The organism is Bacillus sp. ILBB4, assembly GCF_035064545.1.
Classification (GTDB): domain Bacteria; phylum Bacillota; class Bacilli; order Bacillales; family Bacillaceae_H; genus Priestia.
In genome coordinates, this window is the sequence record NZ_JAIQVD010000013.1 from 44,578 (window position 1) to 61,921 (window position 17,344).

The following is a 17,344-nucleotide window of genomic DNA, read 5'->3' on the forward strand; positions in this document are numbered from 1 at the left end:
ATACGATGAATTTAAAAATAGATATACAAAAGGACGGTCAAGCATATCGTATTAAGCTGGCTGGAGAGATTGACGCATATACAGCACCTAAGCTAAAAGAAAAGTTCATGGAAATTACTGAACATACTGAACCAGAAATTATAGTCGATTTAACCGATGTATCATACATGGATAGTACAGGACTAGGTGTATTTATTGCATTGTTAAAAGCCAATAAGAAAAATAACGGCTCTTTGAAATTTGTTGGTGTATCAGAGCGCATCAAGCGCTTATTTGATATTACGGGCCTCACAGACATTTTAAACGTGAATTCACAAGTAGAAGGTGGCGTAAAATGAAACAGCCTTATGACTTTGTTGAGATGAAGATTCCTGCTAAGCCAGACTACGTAGCGATTATTCGACTGACGCTGTCTGGTGTAGCGAACCGGATGGGTTTTTCTTATGATGAAATTGAAGATATGAAAATTGCTGTGAGTGAGGCATGTACGAATGCCGTGCAGCATGCTTACAAGAATGAAGAAAATGGTGAAGTGAGAGTAGGTTTTGGTTTATTTGATGACCGTTTAGAAATCATGGTGGTCGATAAAGGTGAAAGTTTTAATTTTGAAGAGCTTAAGGAACATATAGGACCTTATGAAACATCAAAAGAAGTTGAATTTCTTCCTGAAGGTGGACTTGGTTTATATTTAATTGAAACACTAATGGACGAAGTGAAAATGGTCAATTCAAAAGGTGTAACGCTAATGATGACTAAGTATGTGCAAAGAGAGCAGGTGGAGAGTGATGAAAACACAGTCTCAACCTATGAAATTAACTAAAGAACAGGTTCAGGAACGAATTGAGCGCTTTCAAAAAACGCAGGATGAAGAAGCACAAAGTGATCTAGTAGTACATTACAAGAACCTTGTTGAATCTATTGCACGTCGTTATTCAAAAGGCAGAAGCTTACATGAAGATATTGTGCAGGTAGGGATGCTAGGACTGTTAGGAGCTATTAGAAGGTATGATGCTTCATTTGGAAGAAGCTTTGAATCGTTTGCTGTTCCTACAATCATTGGAGAGATTAAGCGATTTTTACGCGATAAAACGTGGAGTGTTCACGTACCGCGCCGCATCAAAGAATTAGGTCCTAAAATTAAAGCAGCTGTCGAAGAGCTAACAACCCGTTTACAGCGATCTCCTCAAGTGAAGGAAATTGCTGATCATATCGGAGTGACAGAGGAAGAAATTTTAGAAACGATGGAGATGGGGCAAAGTTATCAAGCGTTGTCTGTTGATCATTCCATTGAAGCAGACTCTGATGGAAGTACTGTTACAATCCTTGATTTAGTAGGTGAACAAGAGTCGGGTTATGAGAAAACTGATCAGCGCTTAGTGTTAGAAAAGATTCTTCATGTATTAAGCGATAGAGAAAAAGAAGTGATTCGCTATACATTTATTGAAAATCTGAGTCAAAAAGATGCCGGTGAGAAGTTAGGGATTTCTCAAATGCATGTATCTCGACTGCAAAGAAGAGCTCTTGATAAGCTAAGGACTGCAGCTCGCTCAGATTCTAACGATTCGGAGTATATGTCGTGATGACAGTAGACCCTAATACAAAGTTGATTCAAACTCATATATACCAAGAGCCAAAGCAAGGGAACGTATGTTGTGGAGATAGTTACTATGTCAAAGAAACGGATGACTATTTTCTATGTGCAGTGGCAGATGGATTAGGAAGCGGTGAACAAGCTAGAGCCGCTTCTGTAGCTGTTACGGATGTAGCGAAAGCTCATCATCATCTAGATGTGGATGAAATCATTTCTAAGTGCAACAAAGCTACTCGGCATACAAGAGGCGCGGCAGTAGCTATTTTGAAAATTGATAAAAAACATAACGAATTTCATTATACAAATGTAGGTAATATCCGCTTTTATCTGTATTCTCCTGAGGGGAAATTAACGTACCCTCTGCCAATTCAAGGTTTTTTATCAGGGAAAATTCAAAAGTTCCGCACACAAACCTTCCCATATGACTCCGGTTCTAAATTTTTGATTCATACAGATGGCTTAGAATTAAAAGAGATTAAATCTGTTTTTGCTAACTCGATGAATGTAGATCAATTGTCGACACGGCTACAGGCAGCAATTCGATCTCATAATGACGATATTACGTATATCGCTGGTCATCTTCCAACTGCATAGCCTTTCTTTTTAGCTCACATGTGTTATTGCATGTGAGTTTTGTTACAATAGAGACAAAGTTTCATTTAGGTAGGAGGATAAGCTGTGTCTGTTGCAATGAAATTAGATAATCAAATTGTTCAACGTGTAAGTAAAGAGGTGGAGATTTCACAAAAGCAAGTACAAAACGTAATTGCTTTAGTAGAAGACGGTAATACAGTTCCCTTTATTGCTCGATATAGAAAAGAACAAACTGGTGCTTTGGATGAAGTCCAGATCCGGAATATTTTAGATTCCTGGAACTACTTAATGAATTTAGAGGAGCGTAAAGAGGAAGTTCTTCGATTAATTGAAGAGCAAGGGAAATTAACTGAGGAACTGGCTGCTCAAATTCATCAAGCGAAGAAATTGCAGCAAGTAGAAGATTTATACCGCCCTTTTAAGCAAAAACGACGTACAAAAGCAACTGTAGCAAAAGAAAAAGGTCTTGAACCATTAGCAGAGTGGCTACTAAGTTTTCCACGTTCTGACGTGAAGAATGAAGCGCAAACATACATAAATGAAGAAGCGGGAGTTCAATCTTCTGACGAAGCTATTCAGGGAGCCCTAGACATTGTAGCGGAACAAATTTCTGACGAAGCATCTTACCGTCAATGGATTCGTACGACCACTGTAAAAGATGGCATAATTGTTACTTCAGTCAAAGATCCGGAAAAAGATGAAAAAAATATCTATGAAATGTACTACGAATATACAGAAGCGGTAAAGCGAATCGTTCCTCATCGTATCTTAGCTATGAATAGAGGAGAAAAAGACGGTATTTTAAAAGTGAGTATTGATGCTCCTACAGATCGTATCCTTTCATATTTACATAAACAAGTAATCAAAAAAAGGGATTCTTCAGCTGAAAGTTATATCATCTCAGCTATAGAAGATGCTTATAAACGCTTAATAGAACCATCTATTGAACGCGAAATCCGTAAAGAGCTATCAGAAAAAGCGGAAGAAAGAGCCATTCACATCTTTTCTGAAAACTTACGAAAACTTCTTCTCCAGCCTCCATTGAAAGGGAAAGTGGTATTAGGAGTAGATCCAGCTTTTCGAACAGGCTGCAAATTAGCTGTAGTAGATGAAACAGGCAAGGTATTAAAAATTGATGTTATTTATCCACATCCTCCTGTGAGAAAAGCAGCTGAAGCGCAAAATAAATTAAAGAAAATGTTCGCTGAATACCCTATTGAAGTAGTAGCCATTGGAAACGGAACGGCATCTCGCGAAACGGAGCAATTTGTAGCGGATGTTCTTAAAGAAATTGAAAACCCAGTTTATTATTTGATTGTGAATGAAGCGGGAGCAAGCGTATATTCGGCTTCTGATGTTGCTAGAGAGGAATTTCCTGATTTTCAAGTAGAAGAGCGAAGCGCTGTATCGATTGCCAGAAGGCTGCAAGATCCGCTGGCTGAACTTGTGAAAATCGATCCTAAGTCGGTAGGAGTAGGGCAGTATCAGCATGATGTGTCTCAAAAGCAATTAAATGATTCACTGACTTTTATTGTAGAGACAGTAGTAAATCAGGTAGGAGTAAATGCAAACACGGCTTCTGCTTCGCTTCTACAATACGTTGCTGGTCTAAATAAGACAGTTGCTCAAAACATTGTAAAATATCGGGATGAAAACGGAAAATTCTCTAACCGAAAACAGTTGAAGAAAATTCCGCGTCTAGGCGCTAAAACGTATGAGCAGTGTATTGGGTTTTTACGTATTATAGAAGGTGAAGAACCTTTAGACAGAACGGGTATCCATCCTGAAACGTATGGAGACGTTAAAAAGCTTTTAAAGAAGGCGGAAGTGAAAGAGACTGAGCTTGGAACGGAGAAAGTAAAAGAAGCATTAAAACATATTTCTTTACCTGAAATATCAGAAGAACTAAGTATAGGGGAGCTTACTTTAAAAGACATTATAGAAGCGCTCGTAAGACCGGAAAGAGATCCTCGTGATGAACTGCCAAAACCTTTGCTCCGTCAGGATATTTTGAAGTTAGAGGATCTTGCCAAAGGTATTCAGCTTGAAGGTACGGTGCGAAACGTCGTAGACTTCGGAGCGTTCATCGATATAGGAGTTAAGCAAGATGGTCTAGTCCATATTTCTAAATTAACGAATCGGTACGTTAAGCACCCCCTCGATGTCGTTTCAGTAGGAGATTTGGTGAATGTGTGGGTAGAAGACGTAGATATGAAAAAAGGAAGAGTCGCACTGACGATGATTCCGCCTCATCAATGATAAAATTGCCTTTTCAGAAAATCTGAAAAGGCAATTTTATTTGTAAAAAGAAGTGATTTAAGAAGCGGAATTATTTTTTTGATAAAAAAACCAACATTGATTGAGCAATTTTATTTGTGCACGGTCTTTTTCAGAATAAGCGCGCCTCATTTGTTTTTGTAGCCACATTGGCATAAGGACAATCACTCCTTTTCATTTATGATAAGGTGAATAGTGAGTATGTAATGAAGTGTATGCCCAAAGAGCTAGTCAGGTGATTTCATACAGTAGAGGAGTATATAAGATGAATGATAAGGATTTACAAATACTTGTAGAAGAAATTTCATTGAAGCTGTTTCACAAACCATTTCGTCATGAAGCCACTTTTAATTCTCGTTTACGTACGACAGGTGGAAGGTATTTATTACGTACATCTAATATAGAAGTAAACTACAAATACTTTGAACAATATGGCAGACAAGAAATAGTAGAAATTATTAAACATGAGCTCTGTCACTATCATTTGCATATTGAGGGGAAAGGGTATAAGCATGGAGATCAAGACTTTAAAAGGCTAATGAAAGAAGTAGGCGCCCCCCGCTTTTGTCAGGCATTGAAAAAAGAAAGTGATGGAAAGAAAAAAGAGCACATATATGTATGTATGCAGTGTGATCAAAAATATGTTCGAAAAAGAAAAGTGAACACGGTTAAATATGTTTGTGGAAAGTGTAAAGGTGAATTAAAAAAAATGTAGAAGATGCTTGACTAAAATAGATTGATTATGATAAATTAATAAAGCCGTCTCAAATAAACGGCAAAGAAATTACAAAAACTTATTGACATTACATATAATGTCGATTACAATGTAAGAAGTCTGATGAATATTATTCCACAGTAGCTCAGTGGTAGAGCTATCGGCTGTTAACCGATCGGTCGTAGGTTCGAGTCCTACCTGTGGAGCCATATGGAGAAGTACTCAAGTGGCTGAAGAGGCGCCCCTGCTAAGGGTGTAGGTCGTGTAAGCGGCGCGAGGGTTCAAATCCCTCCTTCTCCGCCATTTTATAATGGCCCGTTGGTCAAGCGGTTAAGACACCGCCCTTTCACGGCGGTAACACGGGTTCGAATCCCGTACGGGTCACCATTTATTTTTATCTACATAATAGTGGAGGATTAGCTCAGCTGGGAGAGCACCTGCCTTACAAGCAGGGGGTCGGCGGTTCGATCCCGTCATCCTCCACCATATATTATCATCGCGGGGTGGAGCAGTTCGGTAGCTCGTCGGGCTCATAACCCGAAGGTCGCAGGTTCAAATCCTGTCCCCGCAACCAAGTGGTCCCGTGGTGTAGCGGTTAACATGCCTGCCTGTCACGCAGGAGATCGCGGGTTCGATTCCCGTCGGGACCGCCATTTTAAATTTAATAAGGCTCGGTAGCTCAGTTGGTAGAGCAAAGGACTGAAAATCCTTGTGTCGGCGGTTCGATTCCGTCCCGAGCCACCATTTTAAAAACATTTGTTTTTAAAATGCCGGTGTAGCTCAACTGGTAGAGCAACTGACTTGTAATCAGTAGGTTGGGGGTTCAAGTCCTCTTGCCGGCACCACAGTTATTGTGGAGGGGTAGCGAAGTGGCTAAACGCGGCGGACTGTAAATCCGCTCCTTCGGGTTCGGCAGTTCGAATCTGCCCCCCTCCACCATTTACAGGGGCATAGTTTAAAGGTAGAACTACGGTCTCCAAAACCGTCAGTGTGGGTTCGATTCCTACTGCCCCTGCCAATTATAAAAATAACATTGCATATATACGTGGCGATTGTGGCGAAGTGGTTAACGCACCGGATTGTGGTTCCGGCATTCGTGGGTTCGATTCCCATCAGTCGCCCCATTTATAAACGATATGCATATTTCAATATTGGGCTATCGCCAAGCGGTAAGGCAACGGATTTTGATTCCGTCATGCGTTGGTTCGAATCCAGCTAGCCCAGCCATATATGCGGAAGTAGTTCAGTGGTAGAACACCACCTTGCCAAGGTGGGGGTCGCGAGTTCGAACCTCGTCTTCCGCTCCAATTTTAATAAAGTTATTTAGTCTTGAGTAAATGGCGGCATAGCCAAGTGGTAAGGCAGAGGTCTGCAAAACCTTTATCACCGGTTCAAATCCGGTTGCCGCCTCCATTTATTTACAAGCTGCCGGGGTGGTGGAATTGGCAGACACACAGGACTTAAAATCCTGCGGTAGGTGACTACCGTGCCGGTTCAAGTCCGGCCCTCGGCACCATTTATAATTTTAACTTGCCTTTTTTATTTTGCCGATGTGGCGGAATTGGCAGACGCGCACGACTCAAAATCGTGTTCCTTCGGGAGTGTCGGTTCGACCCCGACCATCGGTACTTTAGCTTTATTTGACAGGATGATTCCTGTTTTTATTTTTACTTATCGGTCGACAAATTTTGATAATATTTGCGGGTGTAGTTTAGTGGTAAAACCTCAGCCTTCCAAGCTGATGTCGTGAGTTCGATTCTCATCACCCGCTCCATACATATTGTTATCACAACGCAGTGTCTCGCTTTCAAAGCTGAGATGTTGCGTTTTTTATTTTTAGCGTAAATATAGCGTCTATCTTGAAAAGATAGACGCTATATTTACGTACATCAGTTAATGACTTGATAGGTTGCTTCGCCCCCGTGAATTTGAATGAACATGTCACTTAGGGATTTAGTTAGTTTATAAGCCTGTTCTTCTGAAAGTGAAGGCTTTAAATAAATGAACTGTACAGCTTGTGTTGTCTTTTCAGTTACGTACGCTCGGTTAGAATCGACATAAGGGCTTCCGAAAGCTCCTAGGGCATCTTTTGAAATGATTTTATTTTCTAAAGAAATATTACGTTCATTTAGAGCTTCATAAGACTCTTCTTTTTTACCGATAGTAAATTCGATGGGGCCTTCTAAATTAGAGGAATCATAAATTCCAATTGGGACTTCATATTGCAATGAAAAAAAGTTATTAATGTCCACAGCAGAATTGATAGAAGGCAAATACGTTTGTTTTCCTATTCTTCTAATTAAAGCTTCTATAGAAGGACGGTATTTACTTGGATCAGTTCCAAATATTTTGAAAAGCTTTCTCCACTCGCTAACACCTTCGAATTCTGTTACTTTTTTTGACTCAAGGTCGAAATAAATGGATTCTTGAAAGAGGCGCAGACGTCCTTTTAGCATTTGAGGAGAATCACCAACTTCAATATTTTTATACTGAATGATTCCCATTTTAAAAGAAGGGCAAAGCTGTTTAATAGCGGGCGATAATGTAAAGTTCATTTTTTTGATCCTTTCTATTATAATTAGTATTTGTTCGTTTATAGATACCATCCTATCATTTCATTGAGCGAGAAAACAGTTCAATGCATGAATATATAGAATTTCTTAGAAAGGAGGCCATTACTCACTATGAATGCGTATCAGTTGAAGGAAGAAATTATTTCATACAGCAAAGAGATTGGAATCGATAAGATTGGATTTGCGAGTGCTTCTATGTTTGATGAGTTAAAGAATCGATTGTTAGCACAGCAAGAGTTAGGTTATGCTTCAGGGTTTGAAGAACCTGATATTGAAAAGAGAGTAGATCCCACATTAGTTGTTCCAAAAGCTAGATCTATTATTTCAATTGCACTTGCGTATCCTTCTAAATTAAAGGATGCACCAAAGAGCACAAAGGAAGATCGCCGAGGAATCTTTTGCCGTGCTTCTTGGGGGCAAGATTATCATACGGTTCTACGTGATAGGCTTCAAAAGCTTGAAACCTTCATAAAAGAAAAAGTACCTGCAGCTATCCTTCAATCGATGGTAGACACAGGCGAGCTGTCGGACCGAGCTGTAGCAGAAAGAGCCGGTATTGGCTGGAGCGGTAAGAACTGTGCCATTATTACACCTGAATTCGGTTCCTACGTGTATTTAGGAGAAATGATAACAGATATCCCGTTTCCTCCTGATAAACCGATAGAGGACGGTTGTGGTACTTGTAATAAGTGCGTTGATGCGTGTCCTACGGGTGCGCTTGTAACAGGCGGTCAGCTGAATTCGCAGCGATGCATTGCCTTTTTAACCCAAACAAAAGGGTTTCTGGCTGAAGAATTTCGAAGTAAATTAGGCAATCGTTTATATGGCTGTGATACATGTCAAACTGTGTGTCCTGAAAATAAAGGAAAAGACTTTCATTTTCATCCTGAGATGGAGCCTGACCCAGAACTTGCGAAGCCTAAATTAAAACCGCTCTTAACGATGAGTAATCGTGAGTTCAAAGAGAAATTTGGACATGTTTCAGGTTCTTGGAGAGGGAAAAAGCCAATTCAGCGTAATGCCATTATTGCACTGGCCCATTTTAAAGATCAAACCGCCGTTCCAGATTTAATTGAGTTAATTAAAAATGACGTTCGCCCTGTCATTCGCGGAACAGCGGCATGGGCGTTAGGCAAAATTGGCGATAAAGAAGCGTTAGATACACTTATGAACTTAAGAGAAAAAGAAAAGGACCAAGAAGTAATTGAAGAAATGTCAAAAGGTATAGAGATGCTTCAAGAGATCTAAACCGTGTTTTTATTGATAAAGTTAGCTAATGAGTCATAGCGTATAATAAACGCTTAGAAAAGTGGTGACATTATGCTAACAAAAAGGAATGTATTATATACTTTAATTAAAGCACGTGCGGACAGCTATGTAAAAGGTGAGCTGCATGAAGACTTCAAGCCTTTCATTGAACAGCAGTGTGAGCTAAAGCGGTCTCTTATAAAAAAAAGAGAAGTTGATGTTTTAAAATGTAATATGAAAGGTTCTATTCAATCTGCTCATACGGATCAGGAAGAAACTAGAGTATTATATAGGGTGCACATTCAGGCATTTTTAAAACAAAACGATTTTTTCTATATAGAAGAAGAAATTGAAGATCGTTTAGCTCTTTTTTATAAAGATACGCTTATTCAAGATGAGCTGCTGGTAAAGGACTTTTTTGAAGATAAGGTTGAAATGGATGTGGAAGAAGTAGAGGAAGACGAAGAAAGAGCCTCTTATTATGATCGTCTTGCGGCTGTTCAGTATGCAGAAAAATATTGGGATAAACCTAATGAAAGTTATAAGCAGTTTGAGGTAAACTGCACCAACTATATCTCACAGTGTTTGCATGCAGGAAAGGCGCCGATGCGGGGATATCCTAAAAAAGCAAACGGATGGTGGATGAGAGGGAACGCCTGGAGCTATAGCTGGGCAGTTGCTCATTCCATGCACAGCTATTTAAGTAACTCTAAATCAGGACTTCGGGCTGTGAGGAAATCTTCAGCAAGAGAACTTGTCCCGGGAGACGTTATCTGCTACGATTTTGAAGGAGATGGAAGATGGAATCATACGACGATTGTTGTAGCAAAAGACGGTCACGGTATGCCTCTTGTGAATGCGAACACGTATAATAGTCGAATGAGATATTGGGCCTATGAAGATTCAACGGCTTACACGCCAAAGATTAAGTATGATTTTTTCCATATCGTTGATCGGTAAGTCTTTCGTTTTAGCAAGTTAGTGGTATAATGATGAATAGATTTGTTAGCAGAGGTGAAAATTTGTGGGAGTACACGTAGTGTTATTTCAACCAGAAATTCCAGCAAATACAGGAAATATTGCGCGAACATGTGCAGCAACAAATACGACGCTGCATTTAGTTCGGCCGTTAGGCTTTTCAACAGATGATAAAATGTTAAAGCGAGCTGGATTGGATTACTGGGAATTTGTAAATGTGGTGTATCATGATTCATTAGAAGAAGTATTCGAAAAGTATCCTGAAGCAGGTTTCTACTTCATCACAAAATTTGGTCAGCAGCCACATACAACATTTGATTATAGTGACTTAGAGCAGGATCATTTCTTCGTATTTGGAAGAGAAACAAAGGGTCTGCCAAAGCACATTATTGAAGAGAACATGGAAAGATGTCTTCGTTTACCGATGACAGAAAATGTTCGTTCTTTAAATTTATCTAATACAGCAGCTATTTTAATCTATGAAGCGCTGCGTCAACAAAATTATGCTGGTTTATCTTAAGTAAAAAGCGAGGTTCAAATTTTATTGAACCTCGCTTTTTTATTTATGTCGACGATGATATGTAGTGGTTATTTTTTAACGCCCGGTTTATCATTGTATCCCGCTCTGAAGATGGATGCTAAAAAAGCAATTGTTACTCCTAATACTAAAAGTAAGCGCATTGATTTTCCTCCTCAATGTAATTAAAAGGATTATACAGCTACTGCAGTTAAAACCGACTTCCCATATCCCATGATGATAATAATGACAAAATAACTCTTCTAGAGACATAAGTTCTCTAACAAAGTTTAACCGTTCCTTCTTACTCTTTTATTATAGCTAATAAATACTTCACTGTGAATGCCTAGCAAGGACAAATTTCTGAATTTTACAATTTAAAAAGCATGTTCAAACATTTTGCTGCATAGATTGTATTAATCTTGTTCACTAGCACCATAACTAGTAGGGGAGGTCCTTTAATGGATATATTAAAGAAAGTTGAAAGATACCGCGAAGAAGAGAATCGTCTTAAGTGGGAAGGGACATTTGAAGAGTACCTAAAGCTGATTAAAGATGAGCCTTTAATTGCTCAGCCTGCACACTCTAGAGTATACAACATGATAAAGGATGCAGGAATTGAAGAGGTAAATGGTAAAAGACATTATAAATTTTTCAGTGGACAAATGTTTGGACTTGAAGATTCGCTAGAACGCTTGGTGGAAGAATATTTTCATCCCGCTGCAAAGCGTTTAGATGTTCGTAAACGTATTTTACTTTTAATGGGTCCAGTAAGTGGTGGTAAATCGACGCTAGTGACCATGTTAAAAAGAGGGCTTGAAGCTTATTCGCTTACTGATCGAGGAGCTGTTTACGCTATTAAAGGATGCCCAATGCATGAAGATCCGCTGCATTTAATTCCACATCATTTACGTAAAGACTTCTTTGAAGAGTATGGTATCCGAATCGAAGGAAACTTATCTCCTTTAAATACAATGCGATTAGAGGAAGAGTATGGCGGCAGAATTGAAGACGTCATTATCGAACGCATTTTCTTCTCAGAGGACAAACGAACTGGAATTGGAACGTTCAGTCCTTCTGATCCGAAATCTCAAGACATTGCCGACCTAACAGGAAGCATTGACTTTTCAACAATTGCAGAGTATGGATCTGAGTCAGATCCGCGTGCTTACCGCTTTGACGGAGAGCTTAATAAAGCAAACCGGGGAATGATGGAGTTCCAGGAGATGTTAAAATGTGATGAGAAATTTTTATGGCATTTACTCTCTTTAACCCAAGAAGGAAACTTTAAAGCAGGAAGATTTGCTTTAATTAGTGCAGATGAATTAATCGTAGCGCATACAAATGAAACAGAGTATCGCTCGTTTATTTCCAATAAGAAAAATGAAGCTTTGCATTCACGAATTATTGTAATGCCTGTTCCATATAACTTAAAAGTGAGTGATGAGGAAAAAATTTATGACAAAATGATTCGTGAAAGTGACGTATCAGATGTTCATATTGCCCCTCATACGTTACGTATTGCGTCTATCTTTACTACATTAACGAGATTAAAAGAGCCTAAAAAAGGCGATATCGATTTATTAAAGAAAATGCGCCTATACGACGGTCAATCTGTAGAAGGCTATAACGATGCAGACGTAGAAGAGTTACAAAAAGAGTATACGGATGAAGGAATGAGTGGTATTGATCCTCGTTATGTCATTAATCGCATTTCATCTACCATCATTCGAAAAGATATTAAATCAATCAATGCATTAGATGTACTGCGTTCATTGAAAGAAGGGTTAGCACAGCATGCGTCTATTTCTGCTGAGGATCGAGAGCGTTACCTGAATTATATTTCTCTGGCGCGTAAAGAATATGATGAAATTGCTAAAAAAGAAGTGCAAAAAGCGTTCGTTTATTCGTATGAAGAGTCTGCTAAAACATTAATGGATAATTATTTAGATAATGTCGAAGCATACTGCAACAAAAATAAGCTTCGTGATCCGCTAACAGGAGAAGAGTTAAATCCAGATGATAAATTAATGCGTTCAATTGAAGAACAAATTGGTATTTCAGAAAATGCAAAAAAAGCATTCCGCGAAGAAATCTTAATTCGTATTTCGGCTTATGCACGTAAAGGAAAACGATTTGATTATAATTCCCATGAGCGCTTACGCGAAGCGATTCAGAAAAAATTGTTTGCGGATTTAAAAGACGTAGTGAAAATTACAACGTCCACTAAAACACCAGATGAGCAGCAGCTGAAGAAAGTAAATGAAGTAGTGGCTCGATTGATTGATGAGCATGGATACAATTCAGTATCTGCTAATGAACTGCTGCGCTATGTAGGAAGTTTGTTAAATCGATAACTCAGTACTAACAAGAAAACATGGCACTTCCGATCTGTGCCATGTTTTTCTTATCTCTTAAAATAAATTCTGCATAATTAGGCTAATGTGTAGTACGCATTGCACTTAACCATCATATGATAAGTCATAAACATATACATGACACTAGACACTATAAAATGAATAGTTAATAGTGAAAGAATTAGTTAGCAAGTATACCATTCTTGCGCATAGGATAAGAGTAACCAACCTTTGAACTAAAGGTATTTGTCAGAAACTTTCGGTATAGCTTATGCATGCCGAGTAAAAACGTGCAAGTGTTTTTTAAATAAGGAGGGGAATAGCGTGGGAAAAGAAGTAGATAAAAGTTTTGCTGTCTCAAAAGAAGACTGGTCCCTCCATCGTAAAGGCCACGATGATCAAAAAAGACATCAAGAAAAAATTAAAGAAGCAATTAAAAATAATTTACCGGATTTAATTACAGAAGAAAATATCGTGATGTCCAATGGAAGAGAAGTTGTTAAAATTCCGATCAAATCATTGGATGAATATCGAATTCGGTACAATTATGATAAAAACAAACATGTGGGTCAAGGTGATGGAGACAGTAAAGTTGGGGATGTAGTAGCACGTGATGGATCTGCTGGAGATGGTCAAAAAGGAGCAGGGAAAGGTCAAGGAGCAGGTGACCAGGCTGGAGAAGACTACTTTGAAGCAGAAGTGTCTCTTATGGAGCTTCAAGAGGCTTTATTTGCTCAATTAGAACTGCCTAATCTTCAGCGAAAAGAATCTGATCAAATTGTTGTGGAACACATTGAATTTAATGATATACGACGTACAGGTTTGATGGGGAATATTGATAAAAAACGAACGATGATGAGCGCTTATAAGCGAAATGCAATGACAGGAAAGGCTGCTTTTCATCCTATTTATCCGGAGGATTTAAAATTCAAAACGTGGAATGAAGTTATAAAGCCAGAATCGAAAGCAGTCGTCTTAGCTATGATGGATACGAGCGGTTCGATGGGCATATGGGAAAAGTATATGGCAAGAAGCTTTTTCTTTTGGATGACACGCTTTTTACGTACGAAATATGAAACAGTGGAAATTGAATTTATTGCGCATCATACAGAGGCAAAAGTAGTATCAGAAGAAGACTTTTTCTCCAAAGGAGAAAGCGGAGGAACCATCTGTTCATCTGCTTACCGAAAAGCGCTTGAATTAATTAACCAAAAGTATGATCCAAGCCGCTATAATATTTACCCGTTTCATTTTTCAGATGGCGATAACTTAACTTCAGATAACGCAAGGTGTGTAAAGTTAGTAAATGAATTAATGAAAGTGTCAAATATGTTTGGATATGGGGAAGTGAATCAGTACAATCGACATTCCACTTTAATGTCTGCTTACAAAAATATTCAAGACGAGAGTTTTAGACACTTTATTTTAAAACAAAAATCAGACGTTTTTCACGCGATGAAAAGCTTTTTTAGAAAAGAAACAGAAGACCAGAAATATGCATAACCTAAAAGGCCTAGACTTGTTATCTAGGTCTTTTTTATGCGGTTTATTCAGCGCTTCTTTGGAGATAGTAAAAGTACGACTTTATCCAAAAGGAGAATAAGTGAATGAACGAAAATATAAAGAGCGAAATGCAAAAACATCAAAAAAATCAGCGGTTGAACGCAGCTGAGTTAGGTTACTTATGGGCGCAATATTTAGGTGATACGCTGTATGTATGTGTTCTTGGGTATTTTCTATCTGTTGTAAAAGATGCCGAGATTAAGGAGCTCTTAAAAAAAGCCCATCAGATTTCACAAATTCATGTAGACGAATTGACGGAATTATTCGTTTTGGAAAAAATTCCAATACCAGTAGGTTTTGGAGAACAAGATGTGAACAAAGGCGTTCCTGCTTTATTTGATGATATTTTTACGGCTATTTATGTAAATGAAATGGCAATTGGAGGTATGAAGAAATATGCCAGAGCACTAAGCGCAGTGAGAAGGCAAGATATTTATGATCACCTGTCTCGATGTGTAAAAGAAAGCGACAGTCTTTTAGAGGATTCTAACCACGTTATTTTAAGAAAAAGCATGCTGATGAGACCCCCGGTTATTCCTTATCCGGTAAAAGTGAATTTTGTGGACCGGAAAACGTTTACATCACTATTTTTCTCTCAAATGCATCCTCTAACTTCTTTGGAGGTCACGGCTATTCAAGAAATTGTTAATACAAATGTATTAGGTAAAACGCTGATGCTGGCATTTAGTCAAGTAGCTACCACACAAAAATTACGCTCTTATTTTTTTGATGGAGTTAAACTTGCGAGTAAGCAAATCAAGCAATTCACTGAGTTATTGTCTGAAGCTGACCTACCAAGTCCGCGTCTGCTTGATGCATATGTAACCAACTCAACGATTTCACCGTTTTCAGATAAACTGATGATGTATCATACTTCCACAGCGGTGACAATTGCTATTGATAACTGCGGCGCTGGCTTATCTATGTCGTTCCGTTCGGATGTCGCAGTAGAATTTTCTCAGCTAATCGGGCGTATAGGGAAGTATGGAAAAGATGGAATTCGGATTATGATTGAGCAAGGTTGGATGGAAGAACCTCCAATGGCAACAGACCGTAAGAAGTTGGCGGAGAAATAATAAGGAGTATGTTGTAGATTATCATTAATTTTGCGGTACTGAAACATATATAGCTAAGCGAAAATAGATTGCTCTAGACCCACTTGAATGAGCAGTGATAAGATAAAAAAGCTGATTTTTCAAGAAGTAAGTCGAGGTGTGCAAATGAACAACAGTATAAGGGAGTCCATTGCTAAAAAAGTAGCATGGATTAGCGTATGGAGCAATATTGCCCTTACGCTAGGAAAAGTAATAGTAGGATGGATTGGAAATAGTGATGCTGTATTTGCTGATGGTATTCACTCTGCAGCGGACGTATTTGCCTCTATTATTGTCTTGTTGGTTATACGAGTAGCAAATAAACCAGCAGATGATGACCATCCATATGGACATGGAAAAGCAGAAGTGATTGTCTCAGGAATCGTAGGAATTATTTTATTGCTTGTATCATTTTATGTGGTATTTGAAGGAGTCGTTGGTTTATTCCATCCGGTTGAATCTCCAAATATTTTAGCTATGTGGATTGCTGTTATTTCATACATAGCAAAGGTATTGTTGTACCGTTATTCTTTGAACGTAGCGAAGCAGCACCACAGTAAGGCAATTGAGGCAATTGCATTTGATCATAAAGCAGATATTGTTGCTTCTATTGCAGCGGCAATTGGTGTTTTATTATCGATTATTGGTGATAAAATGGATGTTCAACTGCTGTTATACGGAGATAAAATAGCAAGTATCTTTGTTGCTTATTTAATTTTTAACATTGCCAGACAAATGATGGGAGAGTCTTTTCAAATCTTAATGGAAGGCAATATTGACGAAGAGCTACTGAAAGAACTTGAAGAAAGCATTTATGAATTTGAAGATGTGAAGCGGATTGATCGAGTTCGAGCAAGAGAGCATGGCCATTACATATTAGTTGATATACGTATTTCGATTGATCACTTTAAAACAATTAAGGAAGGTCATGATCTAGGACGAAAAATCAAAGCAACACTTATGAAAAAGCATGATAATATTCAGGAAGTATTAATCCATTTGAATCCTTATTATCCAGATTAAATAAGAAGCAGCGAAGTGTTATCTCGCTGCTTCTTATTATTTATAGATGTAGAAATTAATGAAATGAGTAGAATAAAATGATGAGGATTTTTATTTATAAAGAATCAAGTTTAATAAAATTGTATAAAGGGAATTGTATTTATTTATTGATGTGATAGGATAAAAAAGCATGTAAATGCATTCACTACGAATGAAAGCAGTAGACGGGTACATATAGATAATAATAAATGGTTTTGGGAGTCAAAGAAGGTGATGTTGAAGTGAATGTAAGCATCAGGTCAATCGTTAAAAAAGTCATGTTCATTCTATTTATTGCGTATACGGCAGTGGTCATTTATGCTACTCTCATACGGGAAAACGAACATGTTTACGGAAAAGCAATGAACTTGGATTTATTTAGCACGATCCGTCTGATGTGGGACAGCGGGAATATAATGCTCACTCTGACAAATATACTGGGGAATATCGTGATGTTTGCGCCGCTTGGAATGTTTATCCCTTTGTTTATGAAGTGGTTTGACGGTTTTATTCAAGTGTTTACGACAGGTTTCTTAATCAGTTTTCTGATTGAAATTTTACAGTACAAGCTAACGGAACGAGTATTTGATATTGATGATATCTTTTTGAATACGCTAGGTACATTTATAGGCTGGGTTATTATTAAAATACTATATTGGATTAAGAACATGCTGAAAGCACGTTTCAAAAAAAGATGAAATTGAGAGACGTAACGAAATTAATCCAATCTAAAGACGAACAAATGGGATTAAGGAGCTAGTATGGATAGCTTGTTACATCGCGGTTGATTTCCGTA

The 17,344-nt window shown here is 38.3% G+C and carries 16 protein-coding genes and 17 tRNA genes; 31 read left to right on the forward strand and 2 right to left on the reverse strand.

The genetic code is table 11. The features are described 5' to 3' along the window. Positions 1–5 precede the first annotated feature (5 nt). From LAV82_RS28045 to LAV82_RS28065, 5 genes are all read left to right on the forward strand, one after another. On the forward strand, positions 6–338 hold the full coding sequence (locus LAV82_RS28045) for an anti-sigma factor antagonist (RefSeq protein WP_013055009.1): 333 nt from the start codon (positions 6–8) through the stop codon (positions 336–338). Then, the gene (gene rsbW / locus LAV82_RS28050) at positions 335–820 is read left to right on the forward strand and encodes an anti-sigma B factor RsbW (protein WP_013055010.1); all 486 of its coding nucleotides are present in this window, start codon (positions 335–337) and stop codon (positions 818–820) included. The genes LAV82_RS28045 and rsbW overlap by 4 nt, the downstream gene beginning before the upstream one ends. Next, a complete protein-coding gene (gene sigB, locus LAV82_RS28055; RefSeq protein ID WP_013055011.1) occupies positions 786–1,580 on the forward strand; it encodes an RNA polymerase sigma factor SigB in 795 nt (264 codons plus the stop codon). Before rsbW ends, sigB begins: the two co-directional genes overlap by 35 nt. Beyond that, positions 1,580–2,185, forward strand: coding sequence for a PP2C family serine/threonine-protein phosphatase (locus LAV82_RS28060; protein ID WP_013081423.1), 606 nt, complete (start codon positions 1,580–1,582; stop codon positions 2,183–2,185). Before sigB ends, LAV82_RS28060 begins: the two co-directional genes overlap by 1 nt. A gap of 96 nt (positions 2,186–2,281) precedes the next feature. After that, positions 2,282–4,444 (forward strand): Tex family protein, encoded by a 2,163-nt coding sequence (locus LAV82_RS28065; protein ID WP_211079540.1) that lies wholly within the window; start codon positions 2,282–2,284, stop codon positions 4,442–4,444. 57 nt (positions 4,445–4,501) lie between these two features. On the opposite strand, the gene cmpA is transcribed toward LAV82_RS28065, so the two are convergent. After that, on the reverse strand, positions 4,502–4,618 hold the full coding sequence (gene cmpA / locus LAV82_RS28070; protein ID WP_013055014.1) for a cortex morphogenetic protein CmpA: 117 nt from the start codon (positions 4,616–4,618) through the stop codon (positions 4,502–4,504). Positions 4,619–4,727: 109 nt separating this feature from the next. On the opposite strand from cmpA, the gene LAV82_RS28075 reads away from it, so the two are divergent. From LAV82_RS28075 to LAV82_RS28160, 18 genes are all read left to right on the forward strand, one after another. After that, positions 4,728–5,177, forward strand: coding sequence for a SprT family protein (locus tag LAV82_RS28075; RefSeq protein WP_499717419.1), 450 nt, complete (start codon positions 4,728–4,730; stop codon positions 5,175–5,177). Between the two features lie 134 nt (positions 5,178–5,311). Further along, positions 5,312–5,386: transfer RNA gene (locus LAV82_RS28080), tRNA-Asn, on the forward strand. A gap of 3 nt (positions 5,387–5,389) precedes the next feature. Next, positions 5,390–5,480 (forward strand) — tRNA-Ser (locus LAV82_RS28085). Between the two features lie 9 nt (positions 5,481–5,489). After that, a tRNA-Glu gene (locus LAV82_RS28090) sits at positions 5,490–5,564 on the forward strand. A gap of 23 nt (positions 5,565–5,587) precedes the next feature. Then, positions 5,588–5,663 (forward strand) — tRNA-Val (locus tag LAV82_RS28095). Positions 5,664–5,674: 11 nt separating this feature from the next. Next, positions 5,675–5,751 (forward strand) — tRNA-Met (locus LAV82_RS28100). Between the two features lie 3 nt (positions 5,752–5,754). Then, positions 5,755–5,830: transfer RNA gene (locus tag LAV82_RS28105), tRNA-Asp, on the forward strand. Between the two features lie 15 nt (positions 5,831–5,845). Next, positions 5,846–5,921: transfer RNA gene (locus LAV82_RS28110), tRNA-Phe, on the forward strand. Positions 5,922–5,946: 25 nt separating this feature from the next. Then, positions 5,947–6,022 (forward strand) — tRNA-Thr (locus LAV82_RS28115). Between the two features lie 10 nt (positions 6,023–6,032). Then, positions 6,033–6,116: transfer RNA gene (locus tag LAV82_RS28120), tRNA-Tyr, on the forward strand. Positions 6,117–6,121: 5 nt separating this feature from the next. Next, positions 6,122–6,195, forward strand: a tRNA-Trp gene (locus tag LAV82_RS28125). Between the two features lie 30 nt (positions 6,196–6,225). Beyond that, positions 6,226–6,301: transfer RNA gene (locus tag LAV82_RS28130), tRNA-His, on the forward strand. A gap of 28 nt (positions 6,302–6,329) precedes the next feature. Further along, positions 6,330–6,404: transfer RNA gene (locus LAV82_RS28135), tRNA-Gln, on the forward strand. A gap of 5 nt (positions 6,405–6,409) precedes the next feature. After that, a tRNA-Gly gene (locus LAV82_RS28140) sits at positions 6,410–6,484 on the forward strand. 32 nt (positions 6,485–6,516) lie between these two features. Further along, positions 6,517–6,590: transfer RNA gene (locus LAV82_RS28145), tRNA-Cys, on the forward strand. 14 nt (positions 6,591–6,604) lie between these two features. Continuing rightward, a tRNA-Leu gene (locus tag LAV82_RS28150) sits at positions 6,605–6,693 on the forward strand. Positions 6,694–6,723: 30 nt separating this feature from the next. Next, a tRNA-Leu gene (locus LAV82_RS28155) sits at positions 6,724–6,805 on the forward strand. 72 nt (positions 6,806–6,877) lie between these two features. Continuing rightward, positions 6,878–6,951, forward strand: a tRNA-Gly gene (locus tag LAV82_RS28160). Positions 6,952–7,066: 115 nt separating this feature from the next. Here the strand turns inward: LAV82_RS28160 and LAV82_RS28165 are convergent. Beyond that, a complete protein-coding gene (locus LAV82_RS28165) occupies positions 7,067–7,732 on the reverse strand; it encodes a B3/B4 domain-containing protein (protein WP_499717420.1) in 666 nt (221 codons plus the stop codon). Between the two features lie 129 nt (positions 7,733–7,861). On the opposite strand from LAV82_RS28165, the gene queG reads away from it, so the two are divergent. The 8 genes from queG (at position 7,862) to LAV82_RS28205 (ending at position 17,246) form a co-directional block, all read left to right on the forward strand. Beyond that, the gene (gene queG / locus LAV82_RS28170) at positions 7,862–8,998 is read left to right on the forward strand and encodes a tRNA epoxyqueuosine(34) reductase QueG (RefSeq protein ID WP_029325271.1); all 1,137 of its coding nucleotides are present in this window, start codon (positions 7,862–7,864) and stop codon (positions 8,996–8,998) included. Positions 8,999–9,070: 72 nt separating this feature from the next. Next, positions 9,071–9,958, forward strand: a complete 888-nt coding sequence (locus tag LAV82_RS28175; RefSeq protein ID WP_499717421.1) for an amidase domain-containing protein — start codon at positions 9,071–9,073, stop codon at positions 9,956–9,958. A gap of 64 nt (positions 9,959–10,022) precedes the next feature. Then, positions 10,023–10,496, forward strand: coding sequence for a tRNA (uridine(34)/cytosine(34)/5-carboxymethylaminomethyluridine(34)-2'-O)-methyltransferase TrmL (gene trmL / locus LAV82_RS28180; RefSeq protein ID WP_016762878.1), 474 nt, complete (start codon positions 10,023–10,025; stop codon positions 10,494–10,496). Between the two features lie 458 nt (positions 10,497–10,954). Continuing rightward, positions 10,955–12,850 (forward strand): PrkA family serine protein kinase, encoded by a 1,896-nt coding sequence (locus tag LAV82_RS28185; RefSeq protein WP_013055179.1) that lies wholly within the window; start codon positions 10,955–10,957, stop codon positions 12,848–12,850. 324 nt (positions 12,851–13,174) lie between these two features. Continuing rightward, positions 13,175–14,353 carry a sporulation protein YhbH gene (yhbH, locus tag LAV82_RS28190; RefSeq protein ID WP_013055180.1) on the forward strand — a complete coding sequence of 393 codons (1,179 nt, stop codon included), beginning with the start codon at positions 13,175–13,177 and terminating at the stop codon, positions 14,351–14,353. Positions 14,354–14,457: 104 nt separating this feature from the next. Continuing rightward, complete coding sequence (locus tag LAV82_RS28195; protein WP_499717422.1) at positions 14,458–15,489, forward strand: DUF3231 family protein; 1,032 nt, start codon at positions 14,458–14,460, stop codon at positions 15,487–15,489. Positions 15,490–15,633: 144 nt separating this feature from the next. Next, positions 15,634–16,530: a cation diffusion facilitator family transporter gene (locus tag LAV82_RS28200; RefSeq protein WP_244856802.1), complete on the forward strand. Its 897-nt coding sequence runs from the start codon at positions 15,634–15,636 to the stop codon at positions 16,528–16,530. A 260-nt stretch (positions 16,531–16,790) separates the two neighbouring features. Beyond that, the gene (locus LAV82_RS28205) at positions 16,791–17,246 is read left to right on the forward strand and encodes a VanZ family protein (RefSeq protein WP_223269067.1); all 456 of its coding nucleotides are present in this window, start codon (positions 16,791–16,793) and stop codon (positions 17,244–17,246) included. Positions 17,247–17,344: the final 98 nt, after the last annotated feature.